This window comes from Nocardia sp. NPDC050697, from assembly GCF_040654395.1.
Lineage (GTDB): Bacteria > Actinomycetota > Actinomycetes > Mycobacteriales > Mycobacteriaceae > Nocardia.
Map to the genome: position 1 here is coordinate 1098076 of NZ_JBFAHY010000001.1, position 16429 is coordinate 1114504.

At 72.7% G+C, this 16429-nt stretch carries 18 protein-coding genes; 14 read left to right on the top strand and 4 right to left on the bottom strand.

Features of this window, described 5'->3' with window-relative positions; genetic code table 11:
• Positions 1 to 241: 241 nt before the first annotated feature.
• A complete protein-coding gene (locus tag AB0H71_RS05425; RefSeq protein WP_357015096.1) occupies positions 242 to 1021 on the bottom strand; it encodes a DUF4253 domain-containing protein in 780 nt (259 codons plus the stop codon).
• Positions 1022 to 1154: 133 nt separating this feature from the next.
• Here AB0H71_RS05425 and AB0H71_RS05430 point away from each other — a divergent pair, with 133 nt between their 5' ends.
• From AB0H71_RS05430 to AB0H71_RS05440, 3 genes are all read left to right on the top strand, one after another.
• Positions 1155 to 1478: a hypothetical protein gene (locus tag AB0H71_RS05430; protein WP_357015098.1), complete on the top strand. Its 324-nt coding sequence runs from the start codon at positions 1155 to 1157 to the stop codon at positions 1476 to 1478.
• Between the two features lie 213 nt (positions 1479 to 1691).
• Positions 1692 to 2354 (top strand): class II aldolase/adducin family protein, encoded by a 663-nt coding sequence (locus AB0H71_RS05435; protein ID WP_357015099.1) that lies wholly within the window; start codon positions 1692 to 1694, stop codon positions 2352 to 2354.
• Positions 2347 to 3282, top strand: a complete 936-nt coding sequence (locus AB0H71_RS05440; protein ID WP_357015101.1) for a carbohydrate kinase family protein — start codon at positions 2347 to 2349, stop codon at positions 3280 to 3282. The genes AB0H71_RS05435 and AB0H71_RS05440 overlap by 8 nt, the downstream gene beginning before the upstream one ends.
• Before the next feature lies 1 nt (position 3283).
• Here the strand turns inward: AB0H71_RS05440 and AB0H71_RS05445 are convergent, their stop codons facing one another.
• Both AB0H71_RS05445 and AB0H71_RS05450 read right to left on the bottom strand, forming a co-directional pair.
• Positions 3284 to 5311: a glycosyltransferase family 39 protein gene (locus AB0H71_RS05445; protein ID WP_357015102.1), complete on the bottom strand. Its 2028-nt coding sequence runs from the start codon at positions 5309 to 5311 to the stop codon at positions 3284 to 3286.
• Between the two features lie 68 nt (positions 5312 to 5379).
• Complete coding sequence (locus tag AB0H71_RS05450; protein WP_357015103.1) at positions 5380 to 6498, bottom strand: erythromycin esterase family protein; 1119 nt, start codon at positions 6496 to 6498, stop codon at positions 5380 to 5382.
• A gap of 81 nt (positions 6499 to 6579) precedes the next feature.
• Between AB0H71_RS05450 and AB0H71_RS05455 the strand changes: the two genes are divergently transcribed.
• The 8 genes from AB0H71_RS05455 (at position 6580) to AB0H71_RS05490 (ending at position 13373) form a co-directional block, all read left to right on the top strand.
• Complete coding sequence (locus AB0H71_RS05455) at positions 6580 to 7272, top strand: MerR family transcriptional regulator (protein ID WP_357015104.1); 693 nt, start codon at positions 6580 to 6582, stop codon at positions 7270 to 7272.
• Positions 7273 to 7365: 93 nt separating this feature from the next.
• On the top strand, positions 7366 to 7872 hold the full coding sequence (locus AB0H71_RS05460) for a lipoprotein LpqH (RefSeq protein WP_357015106.1): 507 nt from the start codon (positions 7366 to 7368) through the stop codon (positions 7870 to 7872).
• Positions 7873 to 8149: 277 nt separating this feature from the next.
• On the top strand, positions 8150 to 9433 hold the full coding sequence (locus tag AB0H71_RS05465) for a sensor domain-containing diguanylate cyclase (protein WP_357015107.1): 1284 nt from the start codon (positions 8150 to 8152) through the stop codon (positions 9431 to 9433).
• 1 nt (position 9434) lies between these two features.
• Positions 9435 to 10172, top strand: a complete 738-nt coding sequence (locus AB0H71_RS05470) for a class I SAM-dependent methyltransferase (RefSeq protein ID WP_357015109.1) — start codon at positions 9435 to 9437, stop codon at positions 10170 to 10172.
• 12 nt (positions 10173 to 10184) lie between these two features.
• Positions 10185 to 11027, top strand: coding sequence for a MerR family transcriptional regulator (locus AB0H71_RS05475; RefSeq protein WP_357015110.1), 843 nt, complete (start codon positions 10185 to 10187; stop codon positions 11025 to 11027).
• Positions 11027 to 11482, top strand: coding sequence for a DUF1707 and DUF4190 domain-containing protein (locus tag AB0H71_RS05480; protein WP_357015112.1), 456 nt, complete (start codon positions 11027 to 11029; stop codon positions 11480 to 11482). The genes AB0H71_RS05475 and AB0H71_RS05480 overlap by 1 nt, the downstream gene beginning before the upstream one ends.
• 48 nt (positions 11483 to 11530) lie before the next feature.
• A complete protein-coding gene (locus tag AB0H71_RS05485; protein WP_357015114.1) occupies positions 11531 to 12331 on the top strand; it encodes an ATP-grasp domain-containing protein in 801 nt (266 codons plus the stop codon).
• Positions 12332 to 12353: 22 nt separating this feature from the next.
• A complete protein-coding gene (locus AB0H71_RS05490; protein ID WP_357015115.1) occupies positions 12354 to 13373 on the top strand; it encodes an alcohol dehydrogenase catalytic domain-containing protein in 1020 nt (339 codons plus the stop codon).
• 142 nt (positions 13374 to 13515) lie between these two features.
• Here AB0H71_RS05490 and AB0H71_RS05495 read toward each other — a convergent pair whose 3' ends face one another.
• Positions 13516 to 13722, bottom strand: a complete 207-nt coding sequence (locus AB0H71_RS05495; protein WP_357015116.1) for a hypothetical protein — start codon at positions 13720 to 13722, stop codon at positions 13516 to 13518.
• Between the two features lie 552 nt (positions 13723 to 14274).
• Here AB0H71_RS05495 and AB0H71_RS05500 point away from each other — a divergent pair.
• The 3 genes from AB0H71_RS05500 to AB0H71_RS05510 all read left to right on the top strand — a co-directional run bounded on the left by AB0H71_RS05500 (position 14275) and on the right by AB0H71_RS05510 (position 16382).
• The gene (locus tag AB0H71_RS05500) at positions 14275 to 14703 is read left to right on the top strand and encodes a VOC family protein (RefSeq protein ID WP_357015118.1); all 429 of its coding nucleotides are present in this window, start codon (positions 14275 to 14277) and stop codon (positions 14701 to 14703) included.
• 366 nt (positions 14704 to 15069) lie between these two features.
• The gene (locus AB0H71_RS05505) at positions 15070 to 15465 is read left to right on the top strand and encodes a hypothetical protein (RefSeq protein WP_357015120.1); all 396 of its coding nucleotides are present in this window, start codon (positions 15070 to 15072) and stop codon (positions 15463 to 15465) included.
• The gene (locus AB0H71_RS05510) at positions 15462 to 16382 is read left to right on the top strand and encodes a hypothetical protein (RefSeq protein WP_357015122.1); all 921 of its coding nucleotides are present in this window, start codon (positions 15462 to 15464) and stop codon (positions 16380 to 16382) included. The genes AB0H71_RS05505 and AB0H71_RS05510 overlap by 4 nt, the downstream gene beginning before the upstream one ends.
• The last annotated feature ends 47 nt before the right edge of the window (positions 16383 to 16429 follow it).

Here is a 16429-nt window from a genome sequence, read left to right on the forward strand (position 1 = left end):
GCCGCGGCGGCTCCTCGGCCCCCGCCAGAACCGGGAGCCCGTGCCACGGGCGGTCGCACCAGCCGTGCGGGCAGCGCGGGAAACCGGCGCTGTTCAGCGGTTCCGGCGCGAGCCGGGCCAGTGCCTCCAGAAAACTCCCCGACCTGACCATGATCCTCACCCCGTCTTCACCGGTCGCCGCCGTGCACCCGATCGAGTGTCATTCTGCGGGGTCGGCAACTGATCCGCAACCATGCCGCGGTCAGTCCCACCAGAGCCGCCAGATCGGCCGGAGCAGCCGCTCGGCCACCCCGTCCAGGGAGCCGTGGTCCTGGTGCACCGCGTCCGGGCAGTAGGCGGAGACCTCCGCCGCCGCGGCCAGCGCAGTCGCTTCGTCCGGCAGCGGGGTCAGGTGCCGGAACCACATCGTGTCGAAGCCGAGGGTGAGCAGCTCGGCCCGGTACAGGTGGTGCCAGCGCCGCAGCACCGCGGCGTGCTCGGCGCCGTCGAGGTCGTTGTTGCAGGCGCCCTGCCAGCCCAGCCGGGCCGGGACCAGCCAGGGTGCGGCGACCGGGACCAGGGCGATGCGGTCGAAGTCGTCGCCGATGACGGCCCAGGTGTCGGCCCAGTCGAAGCCGTCGTAACGGTCCGGGTCGGCGGCGTCGCTCAGGTCGACCTGCTTGCGCACCGGGTCGTCGTCGGCGCGGGCGGTCAGCACGGCGGCGCCGTCGAGTAGGCCCGACACGGTCTCCGGTTCGGCGGGGTGGTCCAGCGTGGTTGCCTCGAGGAGGATCGGCCAGAAGCCGGTGTGCTCGAAGCGATCACGGAAGGTGGTCCACCGGTCGCAGGCCGGGTAGCCGGGCTCGACCTCGGCCACCCACACGCTGCCGCCGTCGCGTTCGGTGCCGGGGAGCGGGGTGAAACCGGCCGCGGCGAGTTCCGGCTCGGCGGTGAGCAGTTCGCGCAGTGTGGTGTCGCGGCCGGGTGGGACCGGCGGGGCCGGGACCGGTGGGTCGGGGGTGAAGGTCGGTGCGGTGGTCATGGGGCCTCCCGTCGGCGGTGTGCGGCGACCGTAGCGGGTGCGGGTGACAGGGGGAATTCCCAGCGGAGGGGGCCGGGGTCCGGGGGTAGGCTCGAAGTCGCCCGCGCGAGCGCGCGGACGGGGGAGGAAAGTCATGCTGTACGCACTCGCGGTCGTCGCCCTGCTGGTCGGAATCCTGCTCGGCAGCACCGTTCATCCGGTCGCCGGCATCGCGCTGATCGTGGTGGCGGTGCTGTTCCTGGTCGTGGCGGTGGTCCGCGCGCAACGCGGGCAGGCGCAGTGGCGGGGGGCGTCGCGGCGGCGGGCCGGGCGCGACAGCTCCTGGGCCGCGGGCGGGTTCTTCGACGGCGGGCACGGGCACCACGGTGGCGGCTCCGATTCCGGGGGCGGCTCCGGTTGCGGCGGTGGATCGAGCTGCGGTGGGGGCGGTGGTTGCGGGGGCGGCGGGGGCAGCTGAGTTCCCCGCGGAGCGACCGCGGCGAGCTGTCCGGTTGCGCGACCGCGCACTCCCCGGTGCTGCAGCGCGCGTGTGCCGCCGGACGAAGCCGGCGGCGAGTTAGCCGCTGAGGCATCGCGGCTCGGCGCGCCTCTCCGGCTGAGCCGCTACTCACTCACGCGGCGGCCACCGGCGCGGTAGGTTCCCCGGGGAATCATCGACGAGGAGCCGCGCATGATTGATGCCGATCTGCGGGAGCAAGTCGCGGGCACCGCCCGCCGCTTGGCCGCCGAGGGGTTGCTGATCGGCACGGCGGGCAATGTCTCGGCGCGCGCGGGCGATCGGATCGCGGTCACCGGCACCGGCGTCGTGCTCGGCGAGTGCACCGCCGACACCGTCACCGAGGTCTCCCCGGACGGTGAGCTCCTCGCCGGCCGCCTCCGCCCCACCTCGGAGCTCGACCTGCACCTCGGCATCTACCGCGACACCGCGGCGGGCGCCGTCGTGCACACGCACGCCCCCGCCTCCACCGCCGTCGCCTGCCTGGCCGGGCTCACCGCCCTACCCGTCCTGCACTACCAGCAGCTGCTGCTCGGCGGCGAGATCCCAATCGCCCCCTTCGCCCCCTTCGGCACGCCGGAGCTGGCCGCGCACGTCCGCGCCGCACTGGCAGGCAAGCAGGCGGCGCTGCTCGCCAACCACGGCGCGGTCGCGCTCGGCGACACCCTGGAGCAGGCGCTGGACAACGCGCTGCTGCTGGAGTGGGCGGCGGCGCTGTACGCCAGGACCACCGCCATGGGCACCCCGCGCGCGCTCACCCCGGCCGAGCAGACCGCCGTGGTCGAGCAGGCGATCCGCCTGCGCTACGGAACGATCCAGGAGAACCCGCATGACTGAGTTCACCATCGCCACCGTCGGCATTCACGTGCTGGATGTGCACGTCGTCGGTATCGACTCGATCCCGGAGGGTTCGGAGGGCGCACTGGTCGAGTCCATCGGCTTCTCCCCGGCCGGCACGGCGGGCGGCACCGCGGTGGTGCTGGCCCGGCTCGGCGCGGCGGTGCGCACGCACGGCGCGATCGGCGCCGACCCGCTCGGGCGGACCCTCAGCACGCTGCTCGCCGGCTACGGCGTCGACACCCGCGGCCTCATCACCACGACCTCCGCGCAGACCTCCGGCTCGGTCATCCCGGTGCGCCCCAACGGGGACCGCCCGGCCTGGCACTGCGTCGGCGCCAATGCGGCCTTCACCCTCGCCGACCTCGCCCCCGACGCGCTCGACGGCATCGACCACCTGCATCTCGGCGGTCCCGAGTTCCTCGGCGGCGAGGCGGCCGGGCAGCTGCTCGCGCGGGCCCGCGAGCGCGGTATCGGCACCTCGATCGATATCCTCGCGCCCGGCGATCCCGGGCTGCTGCAGTGGATCGCGGGCGCGCTGCCGCACACCGACTTCCTGCTGCCCAACGACGAGCAGGTGCGCGGCTGCACCGGCACCGACGATCTCGAGGCGGGTGCCCGCGCGCTGCTGGAGTACGGGGCCGGCTGTGTCGCGCTCACCCGCGGTGCGGAGGGGGCACTGGTCGTCACGCCGGAGACCACACTCGAGGTCCCCGCCTTCGCCGTCGATGTCGTCGACACCACCGGGTGCGGGGACGCCTTCTCCGCCGGGTTCGTCACCGGCTGGCTGAGGTACCGGGATCTCGGCCGGGCCGCGCGGCTCGGGTGCGCGGTCGCGGCGCAGGTGGCGCAGGGTGTCGGTACCGGGGCCGGGGAGTACGACCTGGCCCGGGTGGAGTCGTTCGCCGCCGCGGCGCCGGCCCGGTAGCTCACCTCGGTGCGGTGAGGTCGTACAGGGTGACCTCGCCGAGCGGTACCGGGGTGAAGGTGCCCTGCACCCACTCGGTGATCCGGGTGCCCTCCGACTCCCGGTTCCGTCCGGGGCCGAGGGCGAGGAACCAGTGGATGTCGCCGTCGGCGACGTACCGCTGGAACTCGGCCAGGGTCGGCGCGGGGTCGCCGCCGGCGAAGCCGCCGATCGGCATGATCGGGACGTCGGCGGCGAGCTGGTAGTCGGCGGCGCCCATGGAGGCGACGGTCGCGCCCGCCCAGCGGAAGTTCCCCGCGTCGGCGCGGAGTTTCGCGATCACCCCGGGGTCGGGCGGGGCGCCCATCGGGCCGCGACGCGGACCGGCGCGGCCCGGTCCGCCAGTGCCGTTCGGTGCGGCGCCGCCGGCAGGAGGGTGCGTGACATCCGGTTCAGCAGCTGACGGGCCGCCGGAGGCCGGAGGCAGGCCCGGCGGCACAGCGTCCAGCCCCGCGCCGGCGTCCGGCGGCGGACCTTCCCGGACCGCACCGGAAGGCGGCCCCCCGCTCCCCGGCATTCCGGGCGGCGCGCCCCCGGGACCCGCGCCGGGCGGTCCGCCGAACCCACCGCCGGTATCGGGCCCGGCCAGAACGATGCCACCGCGGTGCGGACTCGACACCGTCTGCACCACATACGCGACCGGCCCCGCCAGCGCACCGACAGCCACGGCGACCAGCGTCACGACCACGAGGGCCCGCCGCTGGAACACGTCGAGCAATCCGGCCACCGCGAGCACCGTCGCCACCACGACGACCCACCGCAACCACGGCACGAACCCCTCGGCCCGCCCGAGCAGCACGAACGCGGTCACCCCGGTCAGCACCATCGCCACCGCAAGCGCGACCCGCACCCACAGCCGCTCCCGCGCACCCCACGCCACCACCCCGCCCGCACCGACGGCGCCGGCCACCGCGGGCGCGAGCGCCACCGTGTAGTACTCGTGGAAGATCCCGTGCATAAAGCTGAACACCACCCCGGTGACCAGCCCCCACACCCCGAACAGCAGCAGCACCGCCCGCCGCGGCCCCTCCCGCCTGCACAGCACCAGCCCCACGACCACCAGCACCATCGCCGCCGGAACGAACCACGCGATCTGCCCGCCCACCGACGCGTCGAACAGCCGCCCGATCCCCGGCGCCCGCCCGAACGGCCCGCCGCCCGGCGGCCGCCCACCGCCGCCGGCCGAGCCGAAGTTCCCGAGCCGATCCAGCCCGTTGTAGCCGAGCGCCAGCTCGATGGTCGAGTTGTGCTGCGAGCCGCCGAAATACGGCCGGCTCCCGGCGGGCCAGAGCACCGCGAGCAGCAACCACCATCCGGCGCCGAGCACCAGCCCGCCCGCGGCGGCGCCGAGCCGCACGACCCGCCGCCCGAACCCGCCCCGCGCCGCGACCAGGTAGGTCACCACCAGCGCGGGCAGCACCAGCATGACCTGCAACTGCTTCGCCAGGAACCCGAGGCCGACCAGCACCCCGCAGAGCACCAGCCACCGCACGCGATCGTCCTCGACCGCCCGCAGCAGTGCCCAGCACGCGCCGATCATGAGGAACACCAGCAGCGCGTCCGGATTGTTGAACCGGAACATGAGCGCCGCCACCGGCGTCGCCGCGAGCACCAGCCCGGCCACGAACCCGGCCGCGGCCCCGAACCACCGCCGCACGATCACCCAGAGCAGCGCCACCGAGCCGACCCCGAGCAGCACCTGCGGCAGCAGCATGCTCCAGCTGGAGAAGCCTAAGAGCCGGCCGGAGAGCTCCATGGGCCAGAGCGCCGCCGGTGTCTTGTCGACGGTGATGGCGTTGCCCCAGTCCGAGGAGCCGAAGAGGAACGCGGTCCACGACTTGGTGCCGGACTGCACCGCGGCGGCGTAGAAGCTGTTCGCCCAGCCATTGGCGCTCAGGTTCCACAGGTAGGCCAGGGCGGTCCCGGCGAGCAGGGCGGCGAGCGCGAGCCGCTCGTTCCGGCGGGCGGGCGCGGGCGCGGCGGTGGGCATCCGTGGATTGTGCTGGCTCAGCTTGGCAATGACCTCCCGGTTCCCTGGGAGTTTCCTGGCAATGCCGGTCAGCTGTCGAGGTACAGCACGCCGTCGGCGGCGTCGATCAGCGGCTGCGCGAGCGGGGCGTACCCCTGCTCCGGCCGGGTGTCGGTGCGGGTCAGGGCGGGCGCGACCGTCGCGGTCAGCCCCCACGCTGGGAACCGCCGCCGCAGCGCTTCCTCGTAGGTGCCCGGCTCCGGCGCGCCGAGCCCGAGCGTCGCGCTGCTCCCGAGCGCCCCGAGCAGCACCCGGTACCGCGCACCGAGCAGCGCATCGATGATGGCGCCCGCCGACCACCAGCCGAGCTCCATCCCCGCCATCCGCATACTGCTCGGATTGCGCTGCAGGTGGGCATTGTTGGCGAACACCAGCGTCGGCCCGCGGTCCTCCTCGAGGCCGCGGATATCGAGAAGGTTCTGCGCCATGATGCCGTCCCTGGTGGCGAGCAGCCCGGAGATCCGGGTGCCCTCCTCGACCCGCCGCGCGGCCTGCCGGTGGTAGCGCAGCACGCCGATCCCGGCGGTGAGGTGGATGCGGGCCCGGTGCCAGGCGGCGCGGGACGTCGCCGCGATGAGCTCCGGGGCGCGGGCGTGCAGGGTGCCGAGCAGGTCGTCGGCGAGGGCGCGCAGCCGGGCGGCCTCGGTGCTGTCGCCGATCGAGCGGGTGGCGTCCAGGATCGCCTCGGGCCGGTCCCAGCGGTCGTCGGGCCCGAAATCGGCGGTGTCCGAGTCGATGTCGAGATAGGCGGCCGCGTACTCGAGGTACCGGCGCGGGCTGGGCGCGGTGGTGTTCTCGGTCGGCGCGTCGAAGCCGTGGAAGGAGAGCCGCTCCCCGGCCGGGCGTTCCTCGTTGTAGGCGCGCATGCGGGCGACCAGCTCGCGGTTCGGCTCCAGCGCACCGAAGCCGTGCGAGAAGCCGATGCGCAGAACGTCGTCCAGCGTTCCGATACCGCCCCGCACGAAGTCGTCGACTGCGAGCGCGGCCACCCGATCGGTCTCCAGCGCGATGGAGCGGAACCCGGCCCGCACGAGGGTGGCGAAGAGGTCGTTGCGGAGGAACCCGAAGCCGGGCTCCTGATGGGTCGGCTCCCCCAGTCCGAGCAGCGTGCACGCCGGGGTGAGGAAGTCTCGAATGTCCTGACTCATGCCATTGAATCGTATCCTTGACCGAACGGGTGAAGGTTGAGCCGCGAATATCGAGCGGATCCGGCGTAAAGTCTCCAAGCGGTGACAACACTGCGCCCCTCCCACCTGGCCCGCGAACACGGCATCTCGACCCAGGCCGTCCGCAACTACGAGCGTGACGGCTTCCTCCCACCCGCCGGGCGCACCCCCACCGGCTACCGCATCTACACCGAGCGGCACGCGGCCGCGCTCCGCGCCTACCTCGCCCTCGTCACCGCCACCGGCCACGCCGCCGCCGGCACGATCATGACGGCGGTCAACGCCGGCGACGTGGACCGCGCCCTGACCGTGCTCGCCGACGGGCACGCGCGCCTCCTCCGCGACCGCGACACCCTCGACCAGGTCCGCCGCGCCATCGGCCCCCTCACGGAACAACCGGAGCTCACCGGAATCTCCAGCATCCGCAGCATCGGCGAACTCGCCCACCGCCTCCGCCTCAGCCCGGCGACCCTGCGCACCTGGGAGCGGGCGGGCATCCTCGTCCCGGCCCGGGACCGGGCGACCGGGCACCGGATCTTCCGCGCGAGCGACGTCCGCGACGCCGAACTCGCCCACCTGCTGCGCCGCGGCGGCTACCCGCTCGACCACATCGCCACGGTCGTGGCGCAGGTCCGCTCAGCGGGCGGAACCGAGGAGCTCGCCGCCGCGCTCGACGGCTGGCAGCGGGCGCTCACCGCCCGCGGCCGCGCCCTGCTGCGCGCGGCGGCCCGGCTGGACGCCTACCTCGAAGGGTGAAAACCTGGGATCGGTAGGGCGCGAAACCCTCCTACCTTCATCTCAACGGCCTCACCGGAGGCTGAACCACCCGAGATCGAAGGAACGAAACCCATGCGCAGCAACCGCATCGCCGCCGTCACCACCGCCGCGGCCGCCGCCCTCGCCCTGCTCGTCACCGGCTGCAGCGACAACAACACCACCACCCCCGCCTCCCCGATCAGCACCACCGGCAACTCCACCGCCCAGGTCGACGGCAAGACCATCGACGCCCGCTTCGACACCACCTGCGCCGAACAGGCCGGCACCCTCGCCCTCGCCCTCACCGACCTGGACAACACCACCTACGGCAACCTCAGCGTCTCGGCCACCATCCAGGGCGGGGACACCGTCCAGGCCGTCGCCATCGCCGGCACCAAGGGCGGCGACAGCGGCACCCCCTACGCCCTCGGCTACGGCGCAGGCGCCCCCGGCGGCACCGCCAAGCTCACCAAGAACGGCACCACCTACACCGTCACCGGCGAAGGCATCGGCGGCGTCGACCTCACCAACCCCCTCGCCGGCCCGAAGAACATCCCCTTCGAGATCACCTTCGCCTGCACCACCGTCGTCAAGGGCTGACCCGCCGATCCCGGTGTCCCCCGCGGGGATGCCGGGATCGCCGCGCGGCCGCGCTATTCCGCTGTGCCGCAGCGCGGAACCGTACCGGCATTCCCGCCTCCGCACCCCCGCGCGCTGCTATTCTGGCTGCTCGCCGGTCGGCCTCGCCGGGGGCGAGAACTCCACCGGCCGCAGCGCGGCGGTATCTCCCGGTGGTGTTCACGTGCGATGCTCGAAGGGTCTGGTTGACGTGACGCGCGGCGAACGCTCGGTATTCGCTCGGTCGTGGCGGGAGGCGGTGAGCAGCACGGGGGTCGCGCTCCCCGAGGTCGTCTTCGATGTGCTCACCGGGCACGCGATCCGCGATTTCGGCGCCGAGCCGTTCGCCCCCGCCGTCGGCGCCGGGCTCGGCGCGGCGCTCGTCGATGCCGGGCTCACCGATCCGGCGGCGCCGATCGCCTCCGCGCCGGTGCTGCTCGCCATCGCGGGCAGCATGGGCCGGGCCGAGGTGGCGGCGGGCTACCTGGTGGCGCTGGGGCAGGGGCATCAGGCGCGGCGCACCGAATCGGTGCTCCCCGACGAGCGGGCGCGGCGGCTCCGCATCCTCTTCGACAACTCGGCCGCCGCCATCGCCATCGGCGACACCGAGGGCCGCATCCTGGAGGCCAACCGCAGCCTCGCCGACATGATCGGCGTCGCCCCGGAGGCGCTGGACGGCATCTCGGTCTACGACTTCGCGCACCCCGACGACCACGACCACATCCGCACCCTGCTCTACGAGCAGCTGATCCCGGCCGGGAAGGGCACCGTCTCGCTGAAACAGCGGCTGGTGCGCGCGGACGGCTCGATCGGCTGGATGAACATCGGCATCACCCTCGCCAAGGGCACCGCCGACGGCGACCCGGACTACCTGGTCGCGGTCGGTGCCGACGTCACCGACCAGTACCGGCACCAGGCCGAGCTGCACCACCAGGCCAGGCACGACCCGCTCACCGGGCTGCCCAACCGCAGGCACCTGATGGAGACCATCAACCGCTACAGCGCCACCGCCGACGACGGCGCCCTGGTGGGGCTGTGCTTCCTGGACCTCAACCGGTTCAAGCAGATCAACGACCGGTTCGGGCACACCGTCGGCGACCGGGTGCTCACCGCGATCGCCGCCCGGCTGCACGCCGACACCCGCGAGCACGGCGACCACCTCATCGCCCGGATCGGCGGCGACGAGTTCGTGGCGCTCATCGCCCCGCCCACCACCGCCGAGCGGGTCGCCGCCGTCTCGCGGCGGCTGGCCGCGGTCTTCCGCGACCCGGTGCTCGCCGACGGCCGCCGGCTTCCGGTGACCGCGAGCATCGGCACCATCACCGCCCGAATCGCCCGCAACGGCGCCGAATCGCTGCTGGCCGCCGCCGATTCCGGGCTCTACTACGCCAAGCGCAACCGCTCGTCGGAGCCGGTGCCCGCGCCGCCGCGCGATCCCGAGGCGACCGCCGAGACCGTGTACCGCCGCACCCCGCACCACCGGCTCGTCGACACCGACCCGGGGTTCGAGCCGGCGCACGGCATCACCCGGCCGCCGCGCTGACGTGAGCACCGATCCCCGGCTGCTCGACCACGCGGCGCTCGAACGGTCCTCGGTAGTGGCGAACACTGCGATGAACCGCGAGCGCGGGTTGTCCGGGGTGAACAGTTACGCGCGGGATCTCGGTCTCGACCCCTTCGCGTCGCTCGCCGAGCGGCTGCCCGCGCCGGTGCGCTGGATCGATGTGTGCTGCGGGTCGGGGCGGGCGCTGCTGGAGGCGGAGGCGCGGTTCGCCGCCGAGTATCCGGAGGCCGAGGTCGCGCTGCTCGGTATCGACCTGGTCGGCTATTTCCAGGGTGCGCCGCGCACCCCGCGGCTGCGGCTCGTCACCGCGAGCGCGCACGAATGGCGCCCCGACGGCGACGCCGACCTGGTGACCTGCGTGCACGGGCTGCACTACATCGGCGACAAGCTGGCGCTGCTCACCGCCATGGCCGGTTGGCTGACGCCCGGCGGAACCCTCGCCGCGCATTTCGACCCGGCCGGTATCCGGCACCGGGACGGCTCCTCGGCCGCGCGCCCGGTGCTCGCCGAATTGCGCAGGGCCGGAGTCGGATACGACAGCCGCAGGCACCTCGTCACCACTCGCGGCCCGGCCACGCTCCGCTTCTCGGCGTCCTACCTCGGCGCCGACGACACCGCTGGTCCCGGCTACACCGGGCAGCCCGCAGTCACCTCACACTACGGTGGTGACTATTCGAGTATTTACTCGAATAGTCTTGACTCGATGATTCCGCGCTGACATTCTCGACCCATGCGCACGAAGGACACGGATCTGACCGTCGAGCAGCTGGCGGCGCACACCGGGGTTCCCACCAGCACGGTGCGGATGTACCAGACCAAGGGCCTACTGCACCCGCCGCGCCGGGCCGGGCGCACCGCCCGCTACAACAGCTCGCACCTGCGGCGCATGGAACTGGTGCAGCGGCTCCAGGAGCGCGGCTTCTCGCTGACCTCCATCGGGGACCTGCTGGCCGCCAGGGAGCAGGGCGCGACCGTCGCCGACCTGCTCGCGCTGCCCGGCGGCCCGGAGGACTGGGTGCCGTTCGGCCTGCGCGAGATCCGCACCATGATCCGGGCCGCCGACCTGCGCCCCGCACTGCTGCGCCGGGCGACCCGGCTCGGCATGGTGCGCTGGCGGCGCGGCCGCCCGCAGGTGCGGCGCTGGGCGCTGACCGCCGGGATGCGCACCACCGAACTCGAGATCCCGCCCGCCGAGGTGCTCGAGCAGATGGCGCGGCTGCGCGCGCACACCGACCGGATCGCCGCCGATTTCGGCGAGATCTTCGAGCGCACCGTCTGGCCGCGCATCCGCGCCGACAGCGCCGACGCCGACCAGCTCGACCGGGTCAGGGCGCTGCTCGAGGAGCTCACCGGAGTCGCCGAGGGCGTGGTGCTAAACGCGCTGCGCGAATCGGTACGGCACCTCGCTGAGGATTTCGTCGCCAAGCACGACCTGCTCCCCGCCGAGGGCGCGGGCCCCGCCTGGCTCGACCGCCCGATCCCGGTCCTCAACGAGCGGCTGCTCGACCCCGGCGACGACGACATCGACGCGGTGGACCGCTTCCTGGCCGCCGGCGAGACCGAGGAGGACTGATGCCGCCCTACACCAACCCCGAACTCCGGGCCGCCGACACCGACCGTGAACGCGTGGTCGCCGCCCTGGCCCGCAACTTCCGCGACGGCAGGCTCGGCCCGCCCGAGTACGCCGAGCGGGTCGGCACCGCGCTCGGCGCCACCACCGTCCGCGAACTCGACGCCCTGCTCACCGACCTGCCGCCCATCGACTGGCCCGCCCTCCCCCTACCCGCCGCCCCCACCCGCGTGATCCGCTCGAACCCGATCGCCACGGCGTCCTTATGGCTCGGAATCCTCTCGCTACTCGCGTGCGGAGTCCCTGCGGCGCTGGCGATTCCGCTCGGCATGATCGGGCTGGCCGAGGAGAAGCGGAATGCCGACCCGCGCCCCGCCACCGCCCAGGTCGGCATCGTGCTCGGCGTGCTCGGCGCGGTCCTGTGGTCGGTGCTCTGGCTGCGCACGAATGCCGCCTGATGCCTATCCTTCACGCCCCCTCGGGTCCGGACCGTATGCATCGGCGCCGTGCGTGCCGTCGACCAGCGCGACGAGAAACCGAGTGAGCGGCTCATGATCACGAGCGCCTACCTCCAGTACGCAGGCAGCGGACCCATGCGGCACGAGGAGCAGCTGCTGGACGAGTGCCTGCGGCGGCGCGGCATCCCGGTGCGGTACTACACGATCAAGCGAATCCTGCGCCGTCAGCTACCGCTGAGCCCGGAGACGTTCATCGCGGGCGACATGGATGCGATGCACGGCGCCATGCGACAGCTCGGGATACCAATCCCCGCACCCGACGACTACCCGAGCAGCCTGCGTGAGTTCCGCCGCCGCGAGGTGTGGACGGCAACGCTCGGCGCGGTCGAACGCGCCCTCGGCGACGGCTCCCTGCCACCGACCTTCGTCAAGCCCGCCGACCGGCGCAAGGGTTTCACCGGCGCCGTCTGCTACTCGGAGCGAGACATCGCGGAGCTGGGCACGGTGAGCCGGCGGCAGCGGGTGTGGTGCTCGGAGGTCGTCGAGTGGCTCGCGGAGCACCGCGTCTACGTCAACGATCAGCGGATCGTGGCGGTGGACCGGTACGCCGGAGACGAATCGGTCCGGCTCGACTTGGGCGTCGTGCGCTCCGCTGTTGCCGCCTACCACCGCTCCGGGACAGCGCCGGCCGCCTACGGCCTCGACTTCGGTGTGCTGGCAGACAAGCGAACCGCCCTGGTCGAGGCGAACGACGGGTATGCGCTGGGCGCCTTCGGCATCACCGCCGACGACTACACGGACCTGGTCGTCCGCCGGTGGTGTGAACTCCTCGAGTCCGCCGAGAAGTGACGCGATCGGTGATACTCGACGGATGAAGCGGCTGCTGCTGAATGGTCCGGGGGCGTTGGCGTGGGAGGAGACCGCAGAGCCCGTCCTGAGCGAGCCGGATCAGGCGCTGGTTCGGCCGATCGCGGTGGCTACGTGCGATATCGATCCGGCGGTCCTGCGCGGCGCGTTCCCGCTGCCCGGCCCGTACCCGTTCGGGCACGAGGGCGTCGCGGAGGTGGTTGCGGTGGGAGACGAGGTGCGCGCGGTGCGGCCGGGCGATCGGGTGGTGGTGCCGTTCCAGATCTCCTGCGGCAAGTGTGGGCCGTGCTCCCGCGAGCGCACCGGGAACTGCGCGAGCCACCCGCCGCTCTCCACCTTCGGACTAGGCACGCTGGGCGGACTGGGCTGGGGCGGGCTCTGGGCGGACCTCGCCCTGGTACCGCATGCCGATGCCATGCTGGTCCCGCTCCCACCGGGCATCGACCCCGCCACCGTGGCCAGTGCCAGCGACAATATCCCCGACGCGTACCGCGCCGTCGGCCCGCAGCTGGCGGACCGGCCGGGCGCGGAGGTGCTGGTGGTCGGCGGCAGCGCGGCGCCGTCGATCGGGCTGTACGCGGCCGGGCTCGCGGTCGCGCTCGGTTCGGATCGGGTCGTCTACGTGGACCGGGAATCGGAGCGGCTGGCGATCGCGGCGGCGCTGGGCGCCGAGGCCCTCGACGGCGATCCGGGGCGGGAGCTGGGCCGCTTCCCGATCACGGTGGAGGCGCGCGGCGGCGGCGAGGCGCTGCGGGCGGCGATCGAGGCGACGGGGTGGGACGGCTGGTGCACCAGCGTCAGCGTGCAGTTCGAGGACGTCGCGCTGCCGGTGTTCGGCATGTACAACCGCTGCTGCACCTTCCACACCGGCCGGGCGCACGCGCGCCCCGCGATACCGGCGGTGCTCGACCTGGTGGCCGCGGGCCGCTTCGACCCCGCGCCCGTCACCACCGCCACCGTGGCCTGGGCGGAGTCAGCGGAGGCGCTGCTCGAGACGCCACTGAAACTCGTCGCTGTCCGCTGATCGCTCGGCGGCCGGTCAGCTCGCGAGCCGCTCGAACCGCGCGGTCCGCACCTTCGGCGAAAGCCTCCGCACCTGCAGGAACAGCGCGGCCCGTGCCCTGACCTGCGCGATACTGTCGAGCACCAGGCTCTGACCCCACCCGTCATGAGCGCGGCGGCGGTGGCGCGCGCCGCCGGTACGGCTCCGGCACCGGCGTGCTCGCCGCTTTCTCGACGGCGGAGGAGAGCGCGAGCAGCGAGGGCTCGTCCGGGTGCGCCACCAGCGCGTCCCGCCGCAGCGGCTCCGGGGTGATGCCCGGCCGGGTCAGGTCACCGACCCCGAACATGTAGGTGTGGTTCGCCTCGTCCACCGCCCCCAGCCGAAGAACCAGCGCACGATCCCGTCGAGCAGGACGCCCGTACGCGCCGACTCGCCCGCCTGCTCGGTGTCGAGTACCGGCGGCGATCCGGTGCGGACGGTGAGTGTGCCGGTTCGCTCGGGGGGCGGCTCCGAGCTCAGCTCCCCGTCGGCGGCTTGCCATGCCTCGAGGCCGCCGTCGAAGGTAGCGCACGTCCGGCACGCCCGCCCAGCGCAGCGTCCACCAGACTCGCGAGGCCAAGGCCGTATTCTCCGTGCTGTAGACCACGACGAGGGAGTTCGCGTCGCTTCCCCACCGGCCGGACCGCGTCCTGCACCTGCTCATCCGTTGGCAGTGGGTGGTTCCCCGAGTGTTCCTTCGCCCCCACCAGATCGCGGGTCAGCGACACCGGAACGGCCCCCGGGATTAGCGGCTCGTCGGTAGCGTCCGGTTCCCGCCGGACCGCCAGGATCACCACCGCCCGCTCGGCCTCGAGTTCGCGCGCACCTGTTCGGCGCTGATCACGGGTTATGGTCGGCGCGAATCGAACCCGGAGGTGTGAGGATGCGGGGAGTTCGGATCGACTGTGTAGTAATCGCCTGCCGGGATCCCGCCCGCCTCGCCGCCTTCTGGGGCGAGCTTCTCGGTTACATCCGCCTCGAGAACTTCACCGACTCGATACGCCTCGGCCCGCCCGACGGCGACGGCGTCGTCCTGCTCTTCGCCGCCGCCCCGGCGCCAACCGCGAACAACCGCCTGCACCTCGACCTCCGACCGGAGGACCGCGCCGGCACCGTCGATCGCGCACTCGCCCTCGGTGCCACCCGCGTCGACTGGGGCCGGGAGATCACCGGGTGGACCGTGCTCGCCGACCCGGAGGGCAATGAATTCTGCGTCCTGCAGTCGCGCTCGGACTACGAGCACTTCGCGGCAGCTCGGGTGGCCGCCGACCCCGATCGCCTGCGATCCGACAATGCCTCCAGCCGAGGATGACGGGGTGCACTCGCGACAGCCATTCGGACAGCCGCGATCGTCGTGCGCCGTCCATCGCAGGAGGCGCGCGGAGGAATTCCGTCTCGTCCTTCGCGTGCCGAGCCTTCGCCTCGAACAGGAGTGCAACCTAGAGAATCACCTCCCGCGACGAGAATAGTTCGCAGGCAACGCATCCCGTTCTAAGCGGCCCATCTGGGCAGCGATTGCACCGGAATTGCCCGGATCGGAACGCCGGGCAATCACTTTCCGGGCAAAAGGGCGAAATATCCCGTATGGACGGCGCTCTACCCCATTCCGCAGGCGATAGGGGAAGCGCAATGAGAGCATTCCGCTAACTGCGCGCCCCCGATAGCCAGGAGAAAACCCATGACCCTCGCCGAACCTCCCCGCCCGCAACGCGGCACCACCGCCGCCGAACGGGGCCCCGACGTCAGCACCGCCCAGCAGGCGGTGGCGGACGAACGCAGCTGGGCCCGCAAGGCCGCGGCGGCGGCGAACCCGAGATTCCTGCTCTCGCAGGCCGAGGGGTATCCGGCCGGGATCAAACAGTTCCTGCAGTTCTGCCTGATCCTGGTCTACCCGGCGTGGCTGTTCGTGCTGGTGCTGTTCTGGCCGCTCTGGCTGGTCGGGAAGGTCGTCGAGGGCATCCTGTATGTGCTGTTCTGGCCGGTGCGGGCCATGCACAAGCGGAACAATCCCGAGGAGTACGCCGCGTTCCAGGCCGAGCTGGCGGCGCGCAAGGCCGCCGGTCGGCAGGGATGATGGGGCTGTTCAGCCGCCGGAAGGACGCGAGTGTCGCCCTCGCTCCGGACGGCCCGTACCGCCCCACCGACACCATCACCGCGACGGTCACGGTGGACAAGGCGCTGGATCGGGTGGCGTCGGCTTCGGTGCAGCTCGGGTACCGGAACGGTTTCCGATACCGCTGGGCGGGGCGCACGAACGCGGCGTTGAATCACGACAACGATTCGCTGCTGCTGGCGGGTCAGGTCGGCACCGATTACGGCTCGGAGAAGGACACCGAGGAGTGGGTGCCGGTCCTGGCCGAGCCGCTGCCGCTGGTCGAGGGCAGCCTGGCCGCCGGGCAGCACCGGGTGCGGCTCCGGCTCCCGTCCTGGTCGCCCGGCTCCTCGAAAGAGGTGGTCCGGTGGGAGATCCGGCTCGTGGTGGAGCGCTCCGGGCGGGATCTCGAGACCGCGGTACCGCTGACCGTGCTCATCGGCCCGCCGGACCCGCTGCCCGACCTGCCGCTGAACCAGAAGAGCCGAGCGCTGGCGAGCACCCTCGATTTCGAGATCGTCACCGAGCAGGGCGCGTACCGGGCCGGTGCGGAGGTGCGCGGGGTGGTCGCGGTGACCGCGCCGGAGACACCGAAGAGAACCGCCTCGGTCGCGGGCTGGTTCCAGCGTGTTCAGGAATCGCATCCGGTGGCGAAGACTCCGGGCAGCCCCACCGAGGCTTTTGTGCGCCCGATGGTCACATTCGCCAAAGATGTCCAGTTCATCGGACGGCAGCGCCAGGAATTCCCCTTCGCTCTGACTTTGCCGAAAGATATCGACCCGACCACCGAGGCGGTGCATTCCTCCATCGACTGGTTCGTGCAGATCAAGGTGGAGTTCTCCGGCGCTACCGGGGCGATCGAGCGGGCCGAGCGCGGGATCGTGGTGTACACGGGCTGATTGCTCACGCACCCCGGGAGCGGCTGCGCGAACCGCAGTCCGCCGTC